The sequence below is a fragment of the Sphingobium limneticum genome, from assembly GCF_008710155.1.
Lineage (GTDB): Bacteria > Pseudomonadota > Alphaproteobacteria > Sphingomonadales > Sphingomonadaceae > Sphingobium > Sphingobium limneticum.
In genome coordinates, this window is record NZ_VYPZ01000016.1 from 20,178 (window position 1) to 40,813 (window position 20,636).

Annotated in this window: 10 protein-coding genes; 3 read left to right on the forward strand and 7 right to left on the reverse strand. The window is 62.8% G+C overall.

Annotated features, from left to right (window positions below; translation table 11 throughout):
- The first annotated feature begins 43 nt into the window (after positions 1-43).
- Both F4U94_RS16755 and F4U94_RS16760 read left to right on the forward strand, forming a co-directional pair.
- A complete protein-coding gene (locus F4U94_RS16755) occupies positions 44-1,213 on the forward strand; it encodes a cytochrome P450 (RefSeq protein ID WP_197418116.1) in 1,170 nt (389 codons plus the stop codon).
- A gap of 750 nt (positions 1,214-1,963) precedes the next feature.
- Complete coding sequence (locus F4U94_RS16760; RefSeq protein ID WP_066489062.1) at positions 1,964-3,817, forward strand: type II toxin-antitoxin system HipA family toxin; 1,854 nt, start codon at positions 1,964-1,966, stop codon at positions 3,815-3,817.
- A gap of 11 nt (positions 3,818-3,828) precedes the next feature.
- On the opposite strand, the gene F4U94_RS16765 is transcribed toward F4U94_RS16760, so the two are convergent.
- The 7 genes from F4U94_RS16765 to F4U94_RS24420 are packed head-to-tail and all read right to left on the reverse strand — an operon-like array spanning position 3,829 to position 19,615.
- On the reverse strand, positions 3,829-6,957 hold the full coding sequence (locus tag F4U94_RS16765) for a P-loop NTPase family protein (protein WP_150412021.1): 3,129 nt from the start codon (positions 6,955-6,957) through the stop codon (positions 3,829-3,831).
- Positions 6,947-8,803, reverse strand: a complete 1,857-nt coding sequence (locus F4U94_RS16770; protein ID WP_150412022.1) for a phospholipase D family protein — start codon at positions 8,801-8,803, stop codon at positions 6,947-6,949. Before F4U94_RS16770 ends, F4U94_RS16765 begins: the two co-directional genes overlap by 11 nt.
- A complete protein-coding gene (locus F4U94_RS16775; protein ID WP_150412023.1) occupies positions 8,793-9,977 on the reverse strand; it encodes a DUF6361 family protein in 1,185 nt (394 codons plus the stop codon). The genes F4U94_RS16770 and F4U94_RS16775 overlap by 11 nt, the downstream gene beginning before the upstream one ends.
- 52 nt (positions 9,978-10,029) lie before the next feature.
- A complete protein-coding gene (locus tag F4U94_RS16780; protein WP_150412024.1) occupies positions 10,030-13,371 on the reverse strand; it encodes a DEAD/DEAH box helicase in 3,342 nt (1,113 codons plus the stop codon).
- Between the two features lie 19 nt (positions 13,372-13,390).
- On the reverse strand, positions 13,391-16,792 hold the full coding sequence (locus F4U94_RS16785; protein ID WP_150412025.1) for a UvrD-helicase domain-containing protein: 3,402 nt from the start codon (positions 16,790-16,792) through the stop codon (positions 13,391-13,393).
- Entirely contained in the window at positions 16,792-19,455 is a 2,664-nt protein-coding gene (locus tag F4U94_RS16790) for a PD-(D/E)XK nuclease family protein (RefSeq protein ID WP_249042068.1), read from the reverse strand. The genes F4U94_RS16785 and F4U94_RS16790 overlap by 1 nt, the downstream gene beginning before the upstream one ends.
- Positions 19,456-19,471: 16 nt before the next feature.
- Positions 19,472-19,615 (reverse strand): hypothetical protein, encoded by a 144-nt coding sequence (locus F4U94_RS24420; RefSeq protein WP_162843685.1) that lies wholly within the window; start codon positions 19,613-19,615, stop codon positions 19,472-19,474.
- A 125-nt stretch (positions 19,616-19,740) separates the two neighbouring features.
- Between F4U94_RS24420 and F4U94_RS16795 the strand changes: the two genes are divergently transcribed.
- Positions 19,741-20,625, forward strand: a complete 885-nt coding sequence (locus tag F4U94_RS16795) for a WYL domain-containing protein (RefSeq protein WP_150412026.1) — start codon at positions 19,741-19,743, stop codon at positions 20,623-20,625.
- The last annotated feature ends 11 nt before the right edge of the window (positions 20,626-20,636 follow it).

The window sequence follows — 20,636 nt, forward strand, 5'->3', positions numbered from 1 at the left end:
AGTAGATCATATATAGCGGACCTTGGAGTAAAGGAGCAAAGCGATGAGTTCGTATTCCACGCTATCGCGCGAACCGTCCAGCGGGGTCGACGATCTCCGTGACGATCGAAAAAGCATTCCATCGCAGCCCATGGGTCGCGGTTGCCCAGTCCAGTCTTTTTCAGAAGCACGCGCGCTACTCCGGGACGATGAGCTGCATCAGGCCAGTTTCCGCGCTGATCTGATGGCAAGGTTCAGCGACGAGCGCTTTGCGCCAATCATTTTCCAGCACGGTGAGCGCCATCGCCGTCAGCGTGCTGCGACCGCTCGGTTCTTCACCCCCAAAACCGTCGACACCAGCTACCGTGCGATTATCGAACGTGAATCCGATGCGTTAATCGGCGACATGCAGCGTCGCGGCCACGCAAAGCTTGACGACATGAGCATGCGGCTGGCGGTGTCCGTTGCGGCCGAGGTTGTCGGTGTTACCGATAGTAATCGCACCGGGATGGCGCGTCGGCTCGAACGCTTTTTTCAGGCTGGCAATGTCGCGCTCGGCAAGTCGATCCTCGATCTGCCACGCTTCGCGCGGGCTCAGATCCACATGCTTAATTTTTACGTTCGAGACGTGTTCCCAGCGGTTCTCGCGCGTCGCCGTGCCCCGCGCGAAGACGTGATCTCGCATTTGATCGCCGAAGGCTATTCGGATCGCGCGATCCTTACCGAGTGCGTGACCTACGCTGCAGCCGGCATGGTGACGACACGCGAATTTATCACGATGGCGGGATGGCATTTGCTCGAGCGCGAGGAGCTTCGGACACGCTTCCTTGCCACAGATGAGACCGGGCGGATCGCCATCTTGGAAGAGATCCTTAGGCTCGAACCGGTCGTCGGGGAGCTTTCGCGACGGAATCCAAATACCGGCCAGATTTTCAAAATCGATATCCGCCAGGCGAACGCTGATGTCGCGGCGGTGGGCGCGTGTCCGCATGCAGTCGATCCTGATCGCGCCTTGGCAGCGCGCGTCGGTAGCGCGGGGCTTGCGTTCGGTGATGGTTCCCATCGATGCCCTGGCGCGAGCATCGCAATTCTCGAAACCGCAATCTTTCTCGATCGCCTGCTGCGCATTGCGGACTTAACGCTGGAAGCACCGCCGAAGATCAACTGGAACGCGTTGATCACAGGGTATGAACTTCGCGATTGTCGCCTTCGCATTGCTTCCCGATCATTTTGAGTTCCTTGGCTTATTACATCTTGGGAATTGCCTTCCTCGTCAATTCGCTCTGGTGAGCGGCCTTCTTGCAAAACGGGATCGGCCGTAATCACGTGACGTTAGTAATTTCATATAAATAGAAGCATCGGCAAAGGCCTTTCTTGTCAAATGCTATTGCTATTTACTTGGTAATGGCTGTCGACTCCTGATTGGCACTATCTGCGGCCATCCGAAAGAAATGCGTCGCGAGATTTGTCCGGAAAATACCGTTGGAAAGAGATATTGTATAACCAGTCTCAGGCATTCTATTGAAAAGCCATTCTGGTATTCTTTTTGATTCCGGCCTTAGCGAGCGCTAGCTCGCGAAGCCCGAGATCGAGGGATCTCTGTCGGGGCGGCGTCCGGAGTTTCTGGGAATTTGCGAGCCATCATGCAGGCCATCTCGCGCGATCAATCGATAACGCCTTGTCAACGTAAGCTTGGGGACCGGGACCCAGAAACGCTGGGACCATCGGAGAAGCCGCCGCGAGAGACGGATCAAGGCCCGTGGCGGGGATCGGCGAACCCGCTCGGAGCCCGCTAGGCCAGTCGTCATAGGGCTGGCTGCGCGCCGTTCGCGGCATGACTGTTCTGGATCGCGCCGATCATTCAGGGTCGGCGCGCGCCAATAGCTCTACACGTCGGATTATCTCGCATCTCAGATGAGAGATAATTCTTGCACGCGAAACCGGATGGTGGGATTAACGCGCATCTGAGACGCGAGATAATCCTATGGCTCTTCATTTGGTCGGTGAGACAATTGACGCCAAGCGCGCGCATCAGCGCGCGAAGGCCGGTGAGTTGATCCAACTCGTCCGCGGGGTTTACGTCGATCACCAAGGGGATATCGAGGCGACGATCCTCGGTCATGCGGTCCGGATTGCGCACTATCTCTATCCCAACGCCTATCTGTCGTCGGCGAGTGCGGCGCTGCTCGCCCCGACGCCCGACGGGCGGCTGTTCATCAGCGGCCGCCGCAACCAGCGCACGCGGTTGCGGACGCTTGAGATCATCCAGAACGAAGCGCCGAAGCATCCATCGACGGCGATGGCGGTCATTGGCGACGACCTGGGCGAATTGCGCGTCGACGCCTCATCGCCGCGCCAGCGCTTTCTCGAAGCGTTCCGCCTGCGCAGCGAACATGCGAGCGCGGCTACCGCCGACATGCGCGCGCAGATGGCGGCGCGTCTGGTGGAGGAACATGGGACGCCCCAAGCCGCAGCCGACGCCGTCTGGGTGCTGGCGCGCGAGAACGAATGGTATCGCGAAGGCGAAGGTGCCGAACGCTTTCTGCTAGCTCAGCCGGGCGTTGCCAAGGCGCCGGTCAACAAGGCAGCGCTCGATCTCCTCGTCGCCTGGCACGGTGAGCCGCTCGGCCGGCTGACCCACGATGGATTTGAATGGCGCTGGAAGCCGGGGCGTCGAGCGGGACCGGCCCTCGTGCGCGAAACCACGCCGGGCAAGCTGCCGGCCTTCATTGAATCGCTGCTTCCTGAGGGCTGGCTGGCGCAGGTTCTCCACGAACGCGATGAACGCGAGGCGCTCCGGCGCGGACGGCGATATATGTCGAACATCGTCATCGTCGAGGGTCGAGAAGAACTGGCGGCGCTGCCTGCTGACATTCTCACGACAACACTGGCTGGATACATCGACACCGGTCGCTTCACGGGCCGCTACGCCGGTCCGGCCCGGGGCGAGATCGAGGAGACCTTCGAGCAGAACCTGGCGCGCATCTTCGCGCGCGCGGAAACGCCGCGCCTGTCGGGCGTCCAGATCAAGGCGCCGATGAGCCTGATGCCTGATGGCGCCCTCGTTCCGGCCATCGATCAGCCGTTCACCCATATCCTCAAGCCCGCCGGCACGGCGGGCTTCGAGATGTTACCGGTCGTCGAGTGGCTTTGCCTGGAGCTTGGCCGCTCGGCCGGGTTCGATGTGCCCGACGCCGCGCTGCTGGAGATGCCCGACGGCATGTCGCCTGCACTGGTCGTCGAGCGGTTCGATATTCGTCGCGCGCCAGCGGATCAGCGGCGTCTGGCGATGGAGGACTTTTGCTCCATTTTGGACCTTCCAGCATCCGCCAAATACGACGGAACGATCGAGCGGATGGCGCGCGGCCTACGACCGCTGTCGACCGATCCGGCCAGCGATCTCGATATCCTGTTCCGCCGGGCCGTGTTCGCCTGGCTCATCGCCGATGGCGATATGCATCTCAAGAACCTCGCTGTGCTCAAAGTCGCCGAGGTGGATGCCAAGGCCTTCACGAGCGTGCGCTTCGCGCCGCTCTACGACGCCGTCACCACGCGCGTCTTCCCGGGTTTGGGGGGCGATCGCATGGCGCTCAAGCTCAACGGCAAGGATGACCGTCTGACGCCCCAGGACTTCCTCGCGCTGGCGCGGACAATCGGCGTATCCGCCGGAGATGCCGAGACTGCGATTGCGGACTTGACCGCGCGTGTGGCCGACCGGGCGCAGGGGCTTCAGCTACCTGCCTTCGCGGCCGAGGCTGAGGCCGCCAAGACAGCGCAGGAGAAGGTGATCGCCTTGGTCGGGGAGCGCTGCAAGGCACTTGCCGTTGAAGGCGACTGAGCGGCGCGACGTCACGGTTGGAGCCGGATTTGCAGGTCGGCGAGATCTTCTGCCGCCATGGCGGTTCCCATGAGGCTGTGAAGATACTCCAGCAGGTCTTCCTGACGCGGTTGTCCGAACGCGAGGCGATAGACGGTCAGGCTTCGTTTGAGCCACTCGAGTCGTCGGACCTCGCGGCTGAACGGGAGCATGGGCACGCGGCGTTCGACCTTCACCGGCCCTTCGTAAATCCAGTAGGGAATGAGGTCAGAGTCATTCTCGGTCTCGGCGCGAGCTGCGTCGAACATGATCTGCCAGGGATCATCGTGATCTCTCTCGCGCCCACGCACCACGTCGACCTGCCGATGCGCCAGATTTAGGCGGATTGCGTGACCCTTGAAGCGGTGGACACGCCCCTCGCGCTGCTCGAGATCGACGGGATTTCCGGGCAAGTTCCAGTGATAGAGCCGATAGCAATAAGGGTGAAAGTCGAGGCCTTCCTGTCCGACGGAGGTCGTGGCCAGCGCGAAGGGTCGGAACGGTGAGTTGAAGGCATCGCGAACGCTGGAGAGGCGTGCGGCCCCGCCTTCCTCGTCTTTGTAGTCGGCCAGGCGCATGGCGAAGCGCCCGCGCATCTGGAACTTGTTGATCACCAGCTTCTTACCGTCGACCGTTGGATCCTCGACATCGATCTGCGAGGGGCGAATGGCCAACGCCTCCGAGATCGCCTTGCTGATCCCAGCGATACGATCGACGGCTGGCTTGGCGCCCAAGCCCTCGGCGTCGAGCAGATAGTGGACGTACTCGTCGAGAACGGCCTGAAGGTTATGCTCAACGCCGTAGGTGAGCACTTGGCGCCAATAGCGGTCATCGTCGTCCTTGCGGAGGAGGGCGACGGCGTCGTGCTGGTTGAAAAGCGTGCGGAATCCCCAAGAGATCTGGTTCGCTGCCTTCAGCAGTCGATGATCGTCCCAAGCGAGATCGGGTGCGATCCGGTGCAGGGCGCGCAGCGCACAGACTGCGGGGCTGCCGAGAGCAACATCGACCAGAAGGTCAATCAGCGTGTCCGGTACGGGTCCAAAGGTGCGTTCGGTTGTCACAGTCCGCAGTTCGGCGACATGCTCCTTGAAACCCTCTTCGTTGCCGAGGAGGGCGAAGCCGTAAGGCGAGTTGACCCAGGCGACGGAGCTGGCTTTCGCCATGGCGTCGATGACGGCCGGGGCAGCCCATTCCCAATCGCGGCCATCTGCGGTGTCGCCTGACCGCTCGGCGAGCGCGGCGACGCTCTCGCGCAAGCGGTCGGCGACGGCTTTACGCATGGCTTCGACCGACAGGGTTTCGTTTGACGCTCCAAAGATCGCAAGAGGGTCGGCAATGCGCGCCAAGGTCGGCGAGGGATAGACCAGGTGCATTGCGCGCATGGCGACAAGCCGCCCTTGATTTTGCCGGAACTGGATGGGGCGTGGGCGAACATGACCGAAATATCGCTGCCCCGAAGCGCCGACGCCCATGCGGCGTTCGGCCTCGTAGGACAGGATTGACGCGATCGCATCGGGCACCATCGACCAGGATGAGAAGATCAGTGCCTTGGTCAGCGGCGGCCCGGATCGCTCGGGACCGTAATAGGGTAGGGATGGCGGGATCCACAGATGTTGATCGAGGCCATCGCCGAACACGTCATCCATGACGCCGCGCATCCGACCGTTAGCGGGTTCGAGGGGCTCGTAGGCGTCAAGCCGGTCGCGATCGAGCATGGCAGGCCGTGCGCGTTCGAGCGCAGCGCACAGATTGGGCGCCGGCTTGTCGAGCTGATCTTTCAGAAGCCGTTTGAGCGCATAGTCGCGCATGAAGTTGAGGAGGTAGGGCGCGGACTTCCAGTATTCGGTGATCTCCGGCGCATCGAGGGCGCGCGCAACGTCCGACACTGCTGCGGCCTGGCGTAGATCAGATGGCAGGATCGTGATGGCCATCGGCGGCTCGCTCACCATGGAGTCGCGCTCGATGGTGCTGGCCACGCGTTCGGTGCGCGCCATTACCTTGCGCAGCCGGTCCTCGACGACATGACGCGCGCCGATGGCCTCGTTGCGCGCGCCAGGCAGCGCATGAAGGAAGCCGCGAAACTCGCGCATTTCGCGTTCCAGCGCTTTGGCCACGTCGGGACCGTTGGTCCGACCGTAGAGGAAGGACAAGGTCTCCAGAAAATCACGGTAATGTTCGCCGTCATCGGGTTCGTCACCCGACAATGTCAGCATCCGGTAGGGTGTGGCGGAAAGCAGAAGCGTGCGCGCGGCATGACCCTTGCCGTCCGAGTAGTCGAACAGCTCGCGCGCCAGGTCAGCAGCCGGGGTTTCGCCGTGGAGCAAGTCGCGGAACCGCTGAAACTCATCCATGATTATGAGGTCGGGTTTCAGGGCGTCGATGCAGGCGTGCGAGAGTTTGCCGCGAAGACGACCGACCAAGGCATTGCGCCGCTGGTTCAGCTCATAAGGATAGGCTTCACGGCGACGCGGGAAGAGGTCGCAGACCGCTTCCAGTTCCGTGAACAGTTCGGCATCTTTTTCGACGTCGCGGCGGAAGCGATCGATGATCCGTTGATCAACACCATCCAGAGACAGCTCGCGGACGGCGGTATTCCAGCCATCAACACCGGCGGACACCTGAAGCAGATTGTGCAGGCCGCGCGGCCGCGACACCCGGTCTTCGAGCATCCGCAGCAGCAAGGCGCGTTCCTGCGTGACGCCTGTGGTCGAGCGCAGGTCAAAGGTCGTGCCTGGTGTCAGGCTGATGAAGTTGACCTTGTTGGCGTCGAGCCCCTGATCGCCCCGGACCTGGAGCGGGATAAGGGTCATGCGCGTCGGTAACGCCAGCTCGCGTCGGCCAAGCACATTGAGCCGATTTATGTTCTGAGCTGCAATCGCCTGATTGGAACAGATATAGAGGATATCGATCCGGTCGGTGCTGTCCCAAAGCTTCTCGATAGTGCGGGCGATGACGCCGCGCGCGACCATGGTTTTGCCAAGGCCCACTTCGTCCGCGACAAGGAATTGCCTGACGGGATCCTGATCGCCGTAAAGCCGGTCAAACACATAATCGACTGTACGACGCTGAAAGGCTTTCAGCGGAGCGAGGGCAGCTTCGGCTTCAAACCGGTTATCCGTCATGGCTGAGGCCCTGATCCTGGAGGGCAATGCGGAAAGCATCCCAAAGGGTTCGGAAATCGCTGGGTATCGGATCGGCGCCGGTAACGTTGCCAGCCTCCAATCGCGTCATCAGGCGTTCGATTGCATGAAGTCTTTCGCCTCCACGACACAAGGCGCGAACCATATCTTCCAAGAGCGGTGCGTCGTCGGCGGCACTGGCCCAAGCCATGCTGCCGGAACCTTCCTGCGCCGCCAAGGCCGCGCCGAATGGATCGCCGAGTTCTGACAAGAGGAGCCGCAGATAGCGAAAGAACGCATCTCGGCTGTCGATCACCCAGCGAAGAATGGCGGCATGGCGTTCAGGTGGAAGGCCTTCCATCACCAGACTGGTGCTGAACAGGGCTGACACCTGGGCACCGTCTGCGGTCAACCGAAGGGCCAGAAAGCGGGTGAGGTCGACGATCGGCATGGCACCGAGATCGACAGCCGTTCCTGCGCGAAGGGCATCCAGCACATCGCTGGCATGGCCATCTCCTCGGGTGATGGGCCAAACCTGCAGCGAGGCGATCCCGACAAGCGGCAACGGCTCCGTGGGAATAAGCCAGACGCGCCACGGGTGCGCATCGCCGTCAATGCTTTCGATCCGCTCACAGCGCAGGCGCAATCCACCGCGGCACAAAGCGCGGCGTGCGTCGTCGAGCCTTGCCTCTGCGGCGATGGTGGCGGGATCAATGGGTTCAAGCTCGCTGGCAACGAAGGTGCGGGTGAGGCGCCCAAAGCCCTTCTCGCCCATGATCTGCTCGACGCTGCCGACCTTAGATCGCTTGCCTCTGAGCGAAGCGAAGAGCTCTACATTGTTGCCCGACAGAAGGGCAGGACGCGTCGCGTTGCCGGACCCAATCGTCAGGATCGTGTCCCAGCCCGTCTCGGCGATGAATGCCTTGGCGTGTAGTCCCTGAAGCGCGCTGGTGGAGACCTCCTCGCCGTCTTCGCTGGCGGCCATTTCGTCGAGGACGGAAACGCGTTCAAAAGCGTCTAGTGTGGCGCTGTCGACGCAAGCCAATTGATCCGGGCGGCTGATGATGACGGCCTTTTCTGCTGTCGGCAGCCCGCTGAGCAGGTTGAGCGCACTGGTATCGCAAAAGGGCGAGATGACGCCCAGTCGCGCGCAGGACGTAGGCTGCCAGATTTTGCCGCCGAACCCGTTGACCGCGAAGCTGACCTCGTCGAACCGGTCGGGCACGCTCCACCGGGCGCGCCGAATATCTTCGGCAACCTCAGCGGTCAGTGTGCGCGCATCGTCGGAGATGCCCGCGACGGCGAGGTCTGGCAGTCGGCTCAGAAGATCGAACAGCGGCCGGTTGTTCGCATCGGGGCGGCGCGTCAGCTCGCCATCGAGACGTAGCGAGATGTCCCAAGACCGATCTCGCGTAAGGTTGCGCGAGAGCACCAGCAACCGCAGGAGCGTCGGATCTTCGGCGCGCGTCGGCCGATAGCGGAGAGCCCAGAGCTTGGGATGGAACGCACCTTCGCGCGGTGCAGCGACTTCGACGATAATGCGTTCGAGCAGAGAGCAGAGCCGTGAATGAGGGCGGCTTTGAGCATGTAGATGCCCTGCATCGGCATAGATGACGAGGCGTCCAGCGATCCGCTCGGCGCCTTCGAGCAACGCCAGCGGGTGGGTAAGAATGTCGTCACGATTTTCAGCCGCGAACAGGGCGAGGCTGACGGGTGCGGCGAGCGCGGTTTCGAAATCGAGCGAGAAAGTCGTCGCGATCGCAGCGTCGAAGACATAGCCCGGAGGGGGCTGAAGGCTGTCGCCGTAGAGAACGCGGGTTTCCGGATCGAGCGTCGTTCTATTCAGCACTGGCAAGATCCCGCAGGTGCGACTTGGCTTGCGCCCATCGGAAGGTCAGCGGCTCGACACCAGAAGCGCCTGTCCAACGGTCTCGCACGGCTCGATTGGCAAATCGGGACTGGCTTGTTTTCAGTCGCCGCTCGCGATCCTGCACAAGACGGGCGGCCGGCGTCAGCGCACCGTCTAGGACGCTGCCCGATGTCAACAGGCCAAGCCATTCGGCGACGAAGCGTTTGGCTGCGGGCCGGATGCTGTGTGCGGGATGATCGATCGCCGCCCAGAACGCATCGAGTGACCAAGCCCGGATTGCGGCCATGTCCAGGCTGGATTGCCATTCGGCAAACCGCACCTCGTATTTCTCGATCCATTCGGCCCGATCACGGAGCCGACTGAGCAGCAAGTTGTAGAGCAGCGAGGCGCCGTGCATCACGCTAGAGAATATGGCGCCATGGCCGACCAATGTACGGGCGTCGTCAGGGAAATCGGCAAGATGGGGGTGCTCCCAGATGTTGTCGCATTCAGCTTGGCTGGACCCGCTTCGCGCTAAAAACGCCAAGAGGCTGTGCGGTTGATGGGCGATGAGCCGATCGATGATGAACTGGGCCTCGTCGAGCGAGAGCTTGAACTGCGTATAGTCGAGCAGGTCGGTGGGACGCGCTGGCAGCGTCGGGGTCCAGATCTGAAGGGCTTGGGCCTCGGACGCTGAATCCTCGCTTTCGCGGACACGAGGCCGCGCGCGTTGGAGATGGCGCATGGAGGAAAAGAGGTTGTCGGTTGAGCCTGGGAAGAGACGGATGCCCCATGTACCGAGCCCGGCCCAGTAGACCGAACTGGGCAGTCTCTGGAGGTCCGCACCGGCATCCCTGCCAATGATGCCGTTGGACTCGCCGCCGGCCTTGAGCGCGTTGGCGAGCCGGTTTTCGAGGGCGCGCGCTTCGCTCGCGAGCTGATCCGCCCCGGCCGATGATCCTTCGAGCATCTGGAACAGCCAAGGGATGAACAGCATGTAGCGTAGCCGGGTTTGGATCGTGCTGGTGCCCGGGAAAAGGTGATCGGCGATCGAATCGCGGATGCCGCCCAGACCCAGTTCGTCGCGGGTTTCCCGCTCCTGGAATAGCGCCATGATCCGCTGCGCGCGCTGGCGCTCGGCTTCATCGAAATCAATCCAGGCAAGTGAAGACATTGGCCCCCCGTGGCTTATTCAATGGACGACTAGCGTCCCTAGTGATCGACTGTCAGTCGCTGCCTATGACACGAAGGCGCATTCCGCGAGTTTCGAGCAGGTAGGTCTCGACGCCGGCCAACAGGTGGAGGCCCTCTTCCCCGATGGCTTTGCGCGACAGGCCAGGTTGCACGATCCGAACGTCATATTCGAACCGATAATCCTGCCACCCCGCCTTCAGCTTCTTGATCGCGGCCGCGGAGCCCGTTTCGATCCGAGAGCTGAGACCTCTGTCACGACGCTTCTGCTCACGCTTGAGCATATGCTGCAGCATTCGGTTGGGGCGGTCGCGCCAACGCGCCGATTTCTGGGCCTGTCCACAAACCTCGTACAGGTCGCTAAGCCGCGCGCCTGGCGTATCGGCCCCGGAATATTTGCAGTGGAACAGGGTGGCCGAAACGACGCTGTCGGTAATCCGCAGGGCGACGACGTCTGCGATCTCACCCTTGCCGTCATCATCGAAGATCACGTCATAGGGATCGGGGTCCGTTAGCAGGGCCTCGATCACCGTGCGCTGGACGGAGTCTGCGCGCTTGGCCGTGCCCTGCGATTCGACGCGGATATTGGCTTTCGACCAGTCCCAGGCTTCGATCTTGGCCACCGGGTAGGGCTCGACCGTCTCGCCTTCCGGCAGGCTGTAAAGGTGGCTGTAGATGAGCAGCGAGCCATCGCCGAAATCAATCTGAGGCGAGTCGTCGGCAAAGGATTCCGAAAGCGACTGGAACTTGCTGCCGATCTTGATCGTGGCCTTGGGACCACTGCGCTGCGGATAGCGGGCGCCGCCATCGCTGAACACGATCTCGAACTCGGCCGAATGATCGTCGCTACGGACCGCAAAACGCAGCGGTCCCGTGCGGGCATTGTCGAGCAGCTCTATATCGCATTCGGTGAACGAGACCGGTTGATCGCCGAACGAGATCTCGATGCGTTCTTCGATCTGCATGATCAACGATTCAGGCCAGTGGATCGCAACGGGTGATACGGTCGGGCGCTCGTTGATTTGGCAAGGGCGCATCGCGCTCTTGAAGACCCCATCGGTCGTGATGCTTGGGTCGTTGACCGTGCGGCCGACATCCTGACACCAATCAACCCAGTCGGTGAGGTCGCGAACCTTCGCGCTCGACCAGAACTTGCCTTTGGCGGAGCAGCCGCGCGAGGCGGGCATCCCGTCAAGAAAGCCCGTGGCGAAGATGTTGTTCTTGATCCTCGATTGGGACTTTGCGCTGTCGAGACCGTCGGCGACGTCAACGCCCATGTACATTGAATAGCGAACCCCTCGGCCCTGGTGATGGGTAAGTCCGAGATTGCGCAGAATGAGTCGCTTGAACCCATGGAGGCTGCGAAACACTTCTTCGCCTTCGACGCGGCGGGCGGTCTCACCGCACACCGCTTTGGCGAGACGATCAAAAGGCCCCTTTGCGGAACTGCTGATGTAGAGCAGTCCGCTAGCCTGATCCCAGTGCAGCATGTGCAGGTCCCAGGTCACGTTGACCGCTTGTTGCGCGGTGGTCCAACGGGCCTGTTCTTCGGCGCGCGTCACGAAGATCGCCACGCGTTTGTGAGCGTTGAGCTTCATGCCGAGATAGACCCCGGCGTTGTAGAGCTCTTCGGCCTGGAACGGGTCCCAAGCGTCGCAGGCCGTGCGGTAGACCACGGCATTCATCTTTGGCTCAAGCGTCTGGAGCGGAATGTCGCTCAGATCGCCGGAGAACCCCTTGAACATCTCGGCGCGGCGTACCTGACGTTCGATCTTTGCCGAACTGAGGGCCTCCACCAGCGCGTTCCAGTCTGCATCTTCTGCATAGAGCCTGGCGAGCGAACGATCCACGTCATCGACGCCGGTGTTGGCAATGACCGTGGCGTCTCCCAACCTGGGATCTTGGCGTGTAAAGCGGCCGACGAACTGGATCGTGACTGCGACGCTCTTGTGATGATCGTGCAGCGCCGCGATTTTCAACTCCGGTAGGTCGAAGCCCTCACCGAGCATGTCGACGCAGACGATGATCCGGCTGTCGAACCGTCGCAAAGCGGCAAGATTCTCGCGACGCTCCTTAAGCGACTGCTGGCTGTGAACGATGACGGGTCGGTAGTCCGGGTAGGCAAGCGTGTAGAGGCGATGGAGATGCTTGGCGCGCTCAATGGTGCTGCACCGGGCCATCGCCAGATGATTGAGGCCGGCATCCAGATCGGCGGCGAGCACGTCACCCAGCTTGTCGATGATCGCCTGGTCCGCGTCGAGTTGATCGAGTCCGAACACCGCCTCGAACCGGATCGGCTTGAAATACCCCTCCTGCTGCGCCTTCTTCAGCGGATAGGTATAGATGAACTCCCCGTCGACGCGGCGACCATCTTCGCGGAACGGTGTGGCAGTGAACTGGACGACCGGAATGGGCGGCGTGCGTTCGGCGAACAGTCCGCGAAAGGATGCCCAGGTACGAGCCCCGATGTGGTGTGCCTCATCGATGAAGAGCGCCGAGGCTCGGGTCGCCATATGCTCCTGAACCGGCGGTTCGGCGCGGCCGGCAATATGCATGGTGGTGACGATGACATTGGCGCTGTCGAAGATCTGATCGACTTCGGCGATCGAGGTCGGGATGCGGGTGAGCCGGGTGACCACGGGAAATAGCGCAGAGACGTCGAGACACGACTGTGCCTTTAGGACGCCAAACGTCTCGAACTTCGCAGCGATCTGCTCGCGCAGCGCATCCGTCGGAACCACGACGAGCAAGCGACCAAACCGCTGACGCGCATTGAGCGCAAGCATGGTCTCCGTCTTGCCCGTGCCGGTCGGCATGACGATCGTGGCGGGGTCCGTCGAGCGCGTCGCATGAGCAAGCGCGGCGTGAAGGGCGCCGATCTGCGGCCGCCGTAATCCCGGATAGAGCGGTTTGTCATCTGTGGCCGCACGACCTTCGCGCAGATGAAACGCATCCTCCCAGGATGCCGTAACCCCGGTCAGCCGCTGCAGCATAGCCTGGGCACCCAATGCTGCCGGATCGATCGGCTTTGGATGCAGCCAACGCCCTTCACCACGTTCGAGCGCCTCACGGATGGATTGGGTCGTTGTCGCGCCGGGGACAAGCAGGACGAGGTCGGCATCGAGCGAGGCTGCCGTTTTGGCGCTAATGATTTTCAGCGTCTCGCCGCTTTTCAGGTTCGTCTCAAAGCCGCTTACCCGCCGAACCGTGAACGGCTTCAGGCGGCATGGGGTTAGAGCGGAGGGAACCGCCTGCTGACGCACAGCGCTGCCCAGAAGCCTGCCTTCCAGCGCCAGCAAAGCCGGGAACAGAAACGTCACCTCCTCGCTGAACAGATCATCCTGTTCAGGCGCCTTGGCGGTCGCTCGCGTCAGCATGGCGTCCGTTCCCTTCTCTTCAGGCGGCCAGGGGCGCGGTTGTGGGCGTGACGGCGATGACCTGCCCTGTCGTGACGAGGACAATCAGGCCGCGGTCAGTCCCCGTCATGTCGAGATAGGCTCGTACCTGCGCGCGATAGTGATTGAGGGTTTCGGCTGTCGGCTGCACATCGCTTTTCCAGTCGATCACAACGGTTGGCCTGTCCCCGTTGTCGAAGCTGGTGGCGTCAGCGATTCCCACAGTCGCCTGTTCGACGCCGTCAACGTCCACCGCTGCATAGACCGCCAGCTCGGGCACCAACGTAGGACGCAACTCCGCGATCTCGGGGAGCGCCAATGTGCGGACTACGCAACCGGCAAGCTCGTCTGGAGAAAGGCCCTGAGAAGGGTCTGCCATAACGGGCCTGCCGATCTCCCCGATGAGCGCTCGTGCGCGCTCGCTGAGGGCTCCGGCATCGTCCGGCGTCTCGCCGGTCAGGACCTCTTCCAGCAGCTTGTGCAGGATCAGGCCCCTTTCGCGACCGCCCTGAACATTGGGGCGCACCGCCTCGTCATCGGGCTGACCGGCCTCCGACGCTGCCCAGATTTCTACCGCTTCCGGGGTCAAAACCGGTCCATCGGCGCTTTCGTCGCGGCTTGGCGCAAGCCAGATCAGGCGACGCTGTCGCGCTACGATCGATGCCGCTTCAGCGGCAAAATCATCCCGGGTCTGGTCGTTGGCCTCGCCGCCTGCCGCAAGGTCGAGCTCGGGCGGCAAATGCGACAGGTCGAGCGCCGGCAGTTCGGCAAGCGAAAGATCCAGAAGCGAAATCCATGCAGATTTCGATTGCGCCGCATCGAGGCGCGGAAGCACCAGAAGCTCGCGGGCGCGCGTTGCTGCGACATACCACAATCGGATGCGCTCCCGGTCGAGTTCGGCCTTCTCGGCGTCCCGCGCAGCTTCATAGCCAACAGGCTTCACCCCAAACACCGGGCAATAGAAGGTGTCGCTGTCGCGGTCGGTCACGGCGCTTTCGGGCGCCATGATGCCGGTCATCGTGTTGATCGGGACGACGATCGGCCATTCAAGGCCCTTGGCCGCGTGCATCGTGTAGAGCGCCACGGCCTCTTCCTGAGCATCGGGCCGTCCCTCGACCGCCCGGGCCTCATCGGTCCACGCCGCTGTCATCGTCTCGGCGAAAGCGCGCAGACCGCGAACAGCAAAGGACGTCGTCAGGCTGAGATAGAGATCGACGTTGGCAAGCGCGCGCTCTGCTTGGCCGCGATGGCGTTCCAGCAGGATGGGACGGACCCGCAGCGCGTCGATCGCTTGCGACAAAAGGTCGTGCGGTGTGGTGCTGTTGGTTTGACGATAGAGTGCCTGTAGCGTCTCGATGGTCGATCGGGCCAGCGGATGCGCGATATGCTCGAGCTCAACGCCGAGGTCGAGGCGGGGCAGCCGTTCGGGATCGTCTTCTGCACGAGGAAGTGCCCAGATGATGTCGAGCAGTTCTTCTTCGGTCAGACCGACGAGCGGGCCGCGCAGCAATGCCCCGAGGGCGAGCGTGTCACGGCGGTCGGCGAGAACACGCGTCAGCGCGATCAGATCCTGGATCTCCTGGCGGCGGAACAGGCCTTTGCCTGCCTGCGTGGCGACCGGGATGCCGTGGCGTTCGAGCGCCTCCTCGTATCGCCAAAGATCACTGCCGGTGGGCGCTAGCAACGCGATGTCGCCTGGCCGGCAAGGTCGACTGGCGCCTGAGCGACGATCGAGGATCATCTCACTGCCAATCAACCGGGCGCACATTTGGGCGATCGCGTCGGCTTCACCGTCGCGCTGTTGCTCAGCTGAGGCCTTGCCATTCTCATCGGCAACGGCAACGTCGAGAGCCGCAACGCAAAGGGCCTCGCCGCGATCGGCGTGAAAGGGATCGAGCGCCGTGAAGCCGGGTTGGCCCTCGCTCGAAAGCAGCGCCTCGAAGCGGTCGTTCACATAGGTCAGGATCGGCGCGCAGGAACGGAAATTGGTGGAGATCGCCAGGACGCTCTCAGGGTCCTGCGCGAGATAGGCATCGCGCGCGCGGACATAGGCGCTGACATCGGCGCCGCGGAAGCGATAGATCGCCTGCTTGGGATCACCGACGAGGAAGAGCGCGCCGGGACGGATCGTGAAGGCGCTCCAGTCTGCGCTCGCGACCCCGGCCGGCGGCTCGCCGCAGAGGCGCCAGAAGATTTCCGTCTGAAGCGGGTCAGTATCCTGAAACTCGTCGACAAGGACGTGGGCGAAGCGGGCGGCGAGGGACCGTCGGACATCGTCATGATCGCGCAAAAGATCGCGCGCCGCGAAGATCAGATCGTCGAAATCGAGCTGGGCGGCCGAACGCTTGTAGTCCCGGAAACGGGCCAGCACAGGCTGTACCTGAGCGATGAGGTCGCACAGGACGCGACTGGCGACGTTCTGGACCAGATCCTGCCAGGCTTGGCAGCACGCGGCGTAATGCGCATCCGCCGCGATGTTCAGCCGTTCGCCTTCGGTCTTGGCCAAGCCTTCGCGCTTGGCGGCTTCGACCCATTTGCCCTTCTTCTTGTAGGCAAGGAACGAGCCGGTTTTGGTGCAGAGGTCGGAATGCGGCTGTGTAACCAGCAATCGCACCAAGCCGACTGGCGTTTCGATGACCGGCCCGCTGTCGAGCCCTGCGGCCATTCCGGCGAAGCGCTCGGCGAGCATGGCGGTTTCTTCCTCCACCGCTGGTGCGGTGCGGATGAACTCCATCAAACCATCGACGGCGTGATGGAAAGCGCCCAGGTGCGGGGCCAGGCCGCTGACCGGCGGCGCGGAAACGGTCCTGCGTTTGCGCAGGTTGGCGACGATCTTGTGGATCAAGCCGACGGTTTCGCCGGGATTGTGCAGCACCATTTCCGCGATGATGCCGCCTTCACCGCCCGAGAGCTGTTCGCGCAGCCACGTCTCGACGATTTCGATGAAAGCGAGATCGGCTTGGTTGCGGTCCATCACGCTCGCGCCGGGATCGATGTCCGCCTCGACCGGGTAGGGCTTGATCAGGCGCTGGCAGAAGCCATGGATTGTCGAGCAGGTGATCTCGTCGATGACCGATGCGGCGGCCGCAAGGTTCTCGTTGTGGTTGGCTGACAAGCCGTCGGGAAATGCGATGCGCAACTCGGTCGGAATTGTGCCGGTCGCGAGGTCGGCAACGAAGTCGCGAACGCGGATCAGCAGCTCGCTGGCTGCCAATTCCGTAAAGGTGACGGCTGCGATCGACTTGGGCGCGATGCCCTCGGCGAGCATGGCGGCGATGCGGCCGGCCATCACGGCTGTCTTGCCGGAGCCTGCGCCGGCTTCGACCAGGATCGAGCGATCATGGACGCCGATGGCGGTGCGGCGGGCGGCGTCATCGCGCAGTGTGTTGGTAGCAGCGGTCATCACTGCGCCTCCCAGACCAGCGCAGCATCGCCGAAAGCTTCGGTCGCGGCGGGCAGTTTTCGTTTGCAGTAGGTGGCGCCCGCATTGGCCGGCAGGGCGAACGCCAGATCGTCGTATGCGCCGCCGGTGTCCGGACCGATTAGGGCCTGGCCGGATTGAAGGTTCGCCCTAGCGGCTTGCAAATAGCCGGTGATCTCGGTGAGTGTCGCTTCCGGGTCGCCGAGTTGGAAGTCGACCTGATCGCGCGGAAAGAGCAGCGATGCACTGATCGACACGTCGTCGCCAAGAAGGGCCTTGACGGCGAAGGCATAGAGGCAGCGTTGCAACTCGCGGCCACCATCGAGACTGATATCGTCCTTGGGCGGCCGTCCGGTCTTATAATCACGAACGAGCGCGCGCTTGCCGTCTCCGGCAATGTCCAGGCGATCAATATAGCCGGCGATGCGAAAGCCGGTTGCGGGGATTTCGACGGGTGTCTGCGAATCCCACGGGCTGGCGGTGTCCGCCTTGGGCGTCGCGCCGCCGAAGGCGACTTCGCCAAAAGAGCGGGCGTCGGGCAGATGCTCGTCGCCGTAAGTCAGGGCGCGCGTGGTAAGAATCCGGGCGTCGTCGAGCGTCCGTCGCCAGATGAGCGCCGGTGGGACCGCTCGTTCGCTTTCCCACACGACCGCGATCCTGGCAGCAGCATCCTGCACGGCGCCAGCGATCTGCGCTTCGTCAGCCGCGGCGAGGCCGCCGCCCTTTTCAAGCGTCGCAAGCGCCAGATCGAGTGTCATGTGAACTAGGTCGCCCATTGCCAATGCATCAAGGACAAGCGGGTCCGCGCCGCTCTCTGGGGTGCGCAGGCGCATCCCGTAGCGCCATACAAAGCCGAGCGGGCTGCGGAGCAGCAGACGAAGCGAACTGGCCGATTGAGTCCGGCCGAGGATGGCCTGCGGGAGAGGATGGTCAGCGCGAACCAGTCCATCGTGCGGTGTAATCTCCTTGCGATGCCAGTTGCGCCAAGCCGTGGTGGCGCTGATGGCCTGGCTGTCCCGCGCGAACTCATCGGGTCGTGCCATCAATCGATCGGTCTCGCTGAATGCGTGAGCCGGAACCGCATTGCGCCGGATGTAGATCTCCTCAGATGCCGGACCGAGCAGCGCGCTGCGCCCCAGCAAGCGGCCTTCGCTGTCGCGGCGAGCGCGCGACATGACGATCTGACCGCTCGTCGTGGCGAGGATGGTCTCAAAATCTCGCCGATCCGCCGCGCCGACCGGCAGCGGGTCCAGCTCAGCGGTTGGGATGATGTGATCGGAAATCAGACGATCTTCGGAAATGCCGCGCGGCCAGCGCGATGAATTCATGCCGATGAGCCGAACAAAACGGCGCGGCGAAGCCGCCAAGGCGCTTGCGGGCATCCAAGCCACGGAAACGCAGGCCTCAAGCCCGTCATCTTGTTTCAGGCTGTCCAGGGTCGCATCGAGCGACCCCGATGGTCCAGCCAGCAGTGCCTTGCGCCAGATCGCCAGGGCGCGTCCGGACAGAAAGGCTGCGCCGATCTCGTCGGCTGCCGGATGTCCCTTCGCCAACAAATCAATGATGCCACGCAAGGTCGGCGTATGATCCGTCGCGTCGGGCCAGTCGTCGGCGGTCAGCCGGTCCAGCAAGCGTTGCCAAGATGCCGGTGAAGCCAGCGGCGCGTCGGTCGGCAGGACGCGCAGCCAGCCCTGCGGAAAGCCGGCAAAGGGGCCGGTTTCCGAACCGCACAACGCTGCGAGCCGACGTATCCGGGTCTGCGAGAAGCCGCGAATGAGGAGATCCGCGAGTGCCGCAGCCGCCTGACCATCCCGGGTTGTCGTGACCTTGATGCCGTGGACGAAGTGAAGATCCAGGTTCGCATCGGCGCGCAGGGCGAGGAGGTGATCGTCATAGTCACCGGTCGATGCGGCCGCGATCGCGATGTCGGCGGCCTCCGCTTCTCCTGAAGCCATCAGGCCCCGCGCCCATCGAATGGCCTCGATCGCCTCGTGATAGGCAGTCGCGGCGCTGACCGTACTGATTGCCGGAGCGGTTGGGTCTGCCCGGTTGATCGTGACGTCGAACGCGTCCAGCCACAGCGGGGTCGGCCGAGGGCCGGCTGTCCAGCTCACCGAAGTATGCGCGGTGAGCTCCTGCAGGAGCGGACGCCAGCACGGCGAAAGCTCGGTGATACCGACGATCTCGAGCGGACCCAAAACCGCATGAGCATGAGCAACGCGCTCCAATGCGCGGGCCACGAGATCGGTAGGACGCATCATACCGGGCGGCAACTGGGCTAGAACCGCAGCTTCCAGGCGCGCGATCGAGTCGAGCCGAGGATGATCCCCGGCGCGAGCGGCCAAGTCGATACCGGCCCGCCACGCCTTGTGGAGGGTGTCGGCCGCCGCATCGACCATGCCAGGAAGCAGCTTGATGCTTTCCAGCTCTCCGAGGGTCGTGTCCGGCAGCACGGCCTGGATCGCGGTTCGCAAACACTCGTCATCGATCGGACGGGCGAAGCCACCGGCCAGACGGACCGTGAGTTGTTCAAATGACATGATCTGCACGCCGTGTCGGCGCTGCCGCGCCGCGTCGAGGCGCAACTCGCGCATCGCCAAACGGCCATGGGCGACGATGGTCCGCCGGTTGGAAAGGGTGGTCATCGTCGTTCTCCCTGACTTACTTCTTGTTCGGGCGCTGCGTCAGCGCCGAAGCCGCCGCCGATTTTGCCGCTGCGCTCGACTTGGGGTCGCGCAGCACCTGCGATGCCGCACTCGCGGCTTTCTTGCTCGTTACTTCATTCTTCGAGGGGGTCTTGGCCATGTGGTCCTCCTGTTGCCCGGCACGGTTTCGCTTGACGCGACTCCGTGATGGGAATAGAAACTACACACGTCGTGCAGATGTGTCCATATAGTTTTTATCTGCATCCGTTTTGGAGGAAGATTCGGATGGCGGAAAGCCTGACGACATTGAAGTGGGGCGTTGAGCGTCGGCTCGAGTTCATCGAGTTCCGCCTGTTCTGGGAAGGCGGGGTCAATCGCTCGGACATCATCGAGATGTTCGACGTCTCGGTGCCGCAAGCATCAAAGGATTTGACGCTCTACCAGGAGCGAGCGCCCAACAACGCCCTCTACGACAAGAGTGCCAAGCGGTACGTCGCGAGCGAGCATTTCGAGCCCCATTTCCTCAAGCCCGATCCCGACGGCTATCTGTCGCGCCTGCGGTCGGTCGCTGAAGGACTGATCGATCTATCGGAATCCTGGATCACCCAGGTTCCCGACACTGACATCGCCTTGACACCCCGGAGAGATATCGACGCGTCCGTGCTGCGCACGGTCCTCAGCGCCGTGCGCGATCACCGGTCGGTGGACATTCACTATCAGTCGATGAGCAAGGATCGGCCCGATCCGATCTGGCGACGGATCACGCCCCACGCCTTCGGCTATGACGGCTTCCGCTGGCACGTTCGCGGCTATTGTCACGTCACCGACAAGTTCAAGGATTTCCTGCTGCCGCGCGTTCTCGGGATCGGGAGCCTCGGCGAACCTGGCGCGCCCGCAGAGCATGACGCGCTTTGGCAAGAGCGGTTCGGTGTCGAGATTGGCCCTCACCCTGATCTGACCACAAGTCAGAAGGCCGTCGTCGCCAAAGACTATGGCATGGAGAAAGGCTCAGCGGTCCTAACCGTGCGCTACGCCATGCTGTTCTATGTTCTGAAGCGGCTCGGCCTCTTGGGCGACGCCGCCAAGCTGCCGGCCCGGAGTCAGCACATCGTTGTCGTCAATCAGGCCGAGACCGAGGCGGCTTTGGAGAAAGCCGATTTTGCGGTGTGAGCATCAGGGCG

Coding starts and splice junctions, on each gene's coding strand:
- F4U94_RS16775 (WP_150412023.1), bottom strand. CDS start 9,977: ATGTCTTCACTTGCCTGGATTGATTTCGATGAAGCCGAGCGCCAGCGC.
- F4U94_RS16785 (WP_150412025.1), bottom strand. CDS start 16,792: ATGACCGCTGCTACCAACACACTGCGCGATGACGCCGCCCGCCGCACC.
- F4U94_RS16765 (WP_150412021.1), bottom strand. CDS start 6,957: ATGACGGATAACCGGTTTGAAGCCGAAGCTGCCCTCGCTCCGCTGAAA.
- F4U94_RS16790 (WP_249042068.1), bottom strand. CDS start 19,455: ATGACCACCCTTTCCAACCGGCGGACCATCGTCGCCCATGGCCGTTTG.
- F4U94_RS16780 (WP_150412024.1), bottom strand. CDS start 13,371: ATGCTGACGCGAGCGACCGCCAAGGCGCCTGAACAGGATGATCTGTTC.
- F4U94_RS16760 (WP_066489062.1), top strand. CDS start 1,964: ATGGCTCTTCATTTGGTCGGTGAGACAATTGACGCCAAGCGCGCGCAT.
- F4U94_RS24420 (WP_162843685.1), bottom strand. CDS start 19,615: ATGGCCAAGACCCCCTCGAAGAATGAAGTAACGAGCAAGAAAGCCGCG.
- F4U94_RS16755 (WP_197418116.1), top strand. CDS start 44: ATGAGTTCGTATTCCACGCTATCGCGCGAACCGTCCAGCGGGGTCGAC.
- F4U94_RS16795 (WP_150412026.1), top strand. CDS start 19,741: ATGGCGGAAAGCCTGACGACATTGAAGTGGGGCGTTGAGCGTCGGCTC.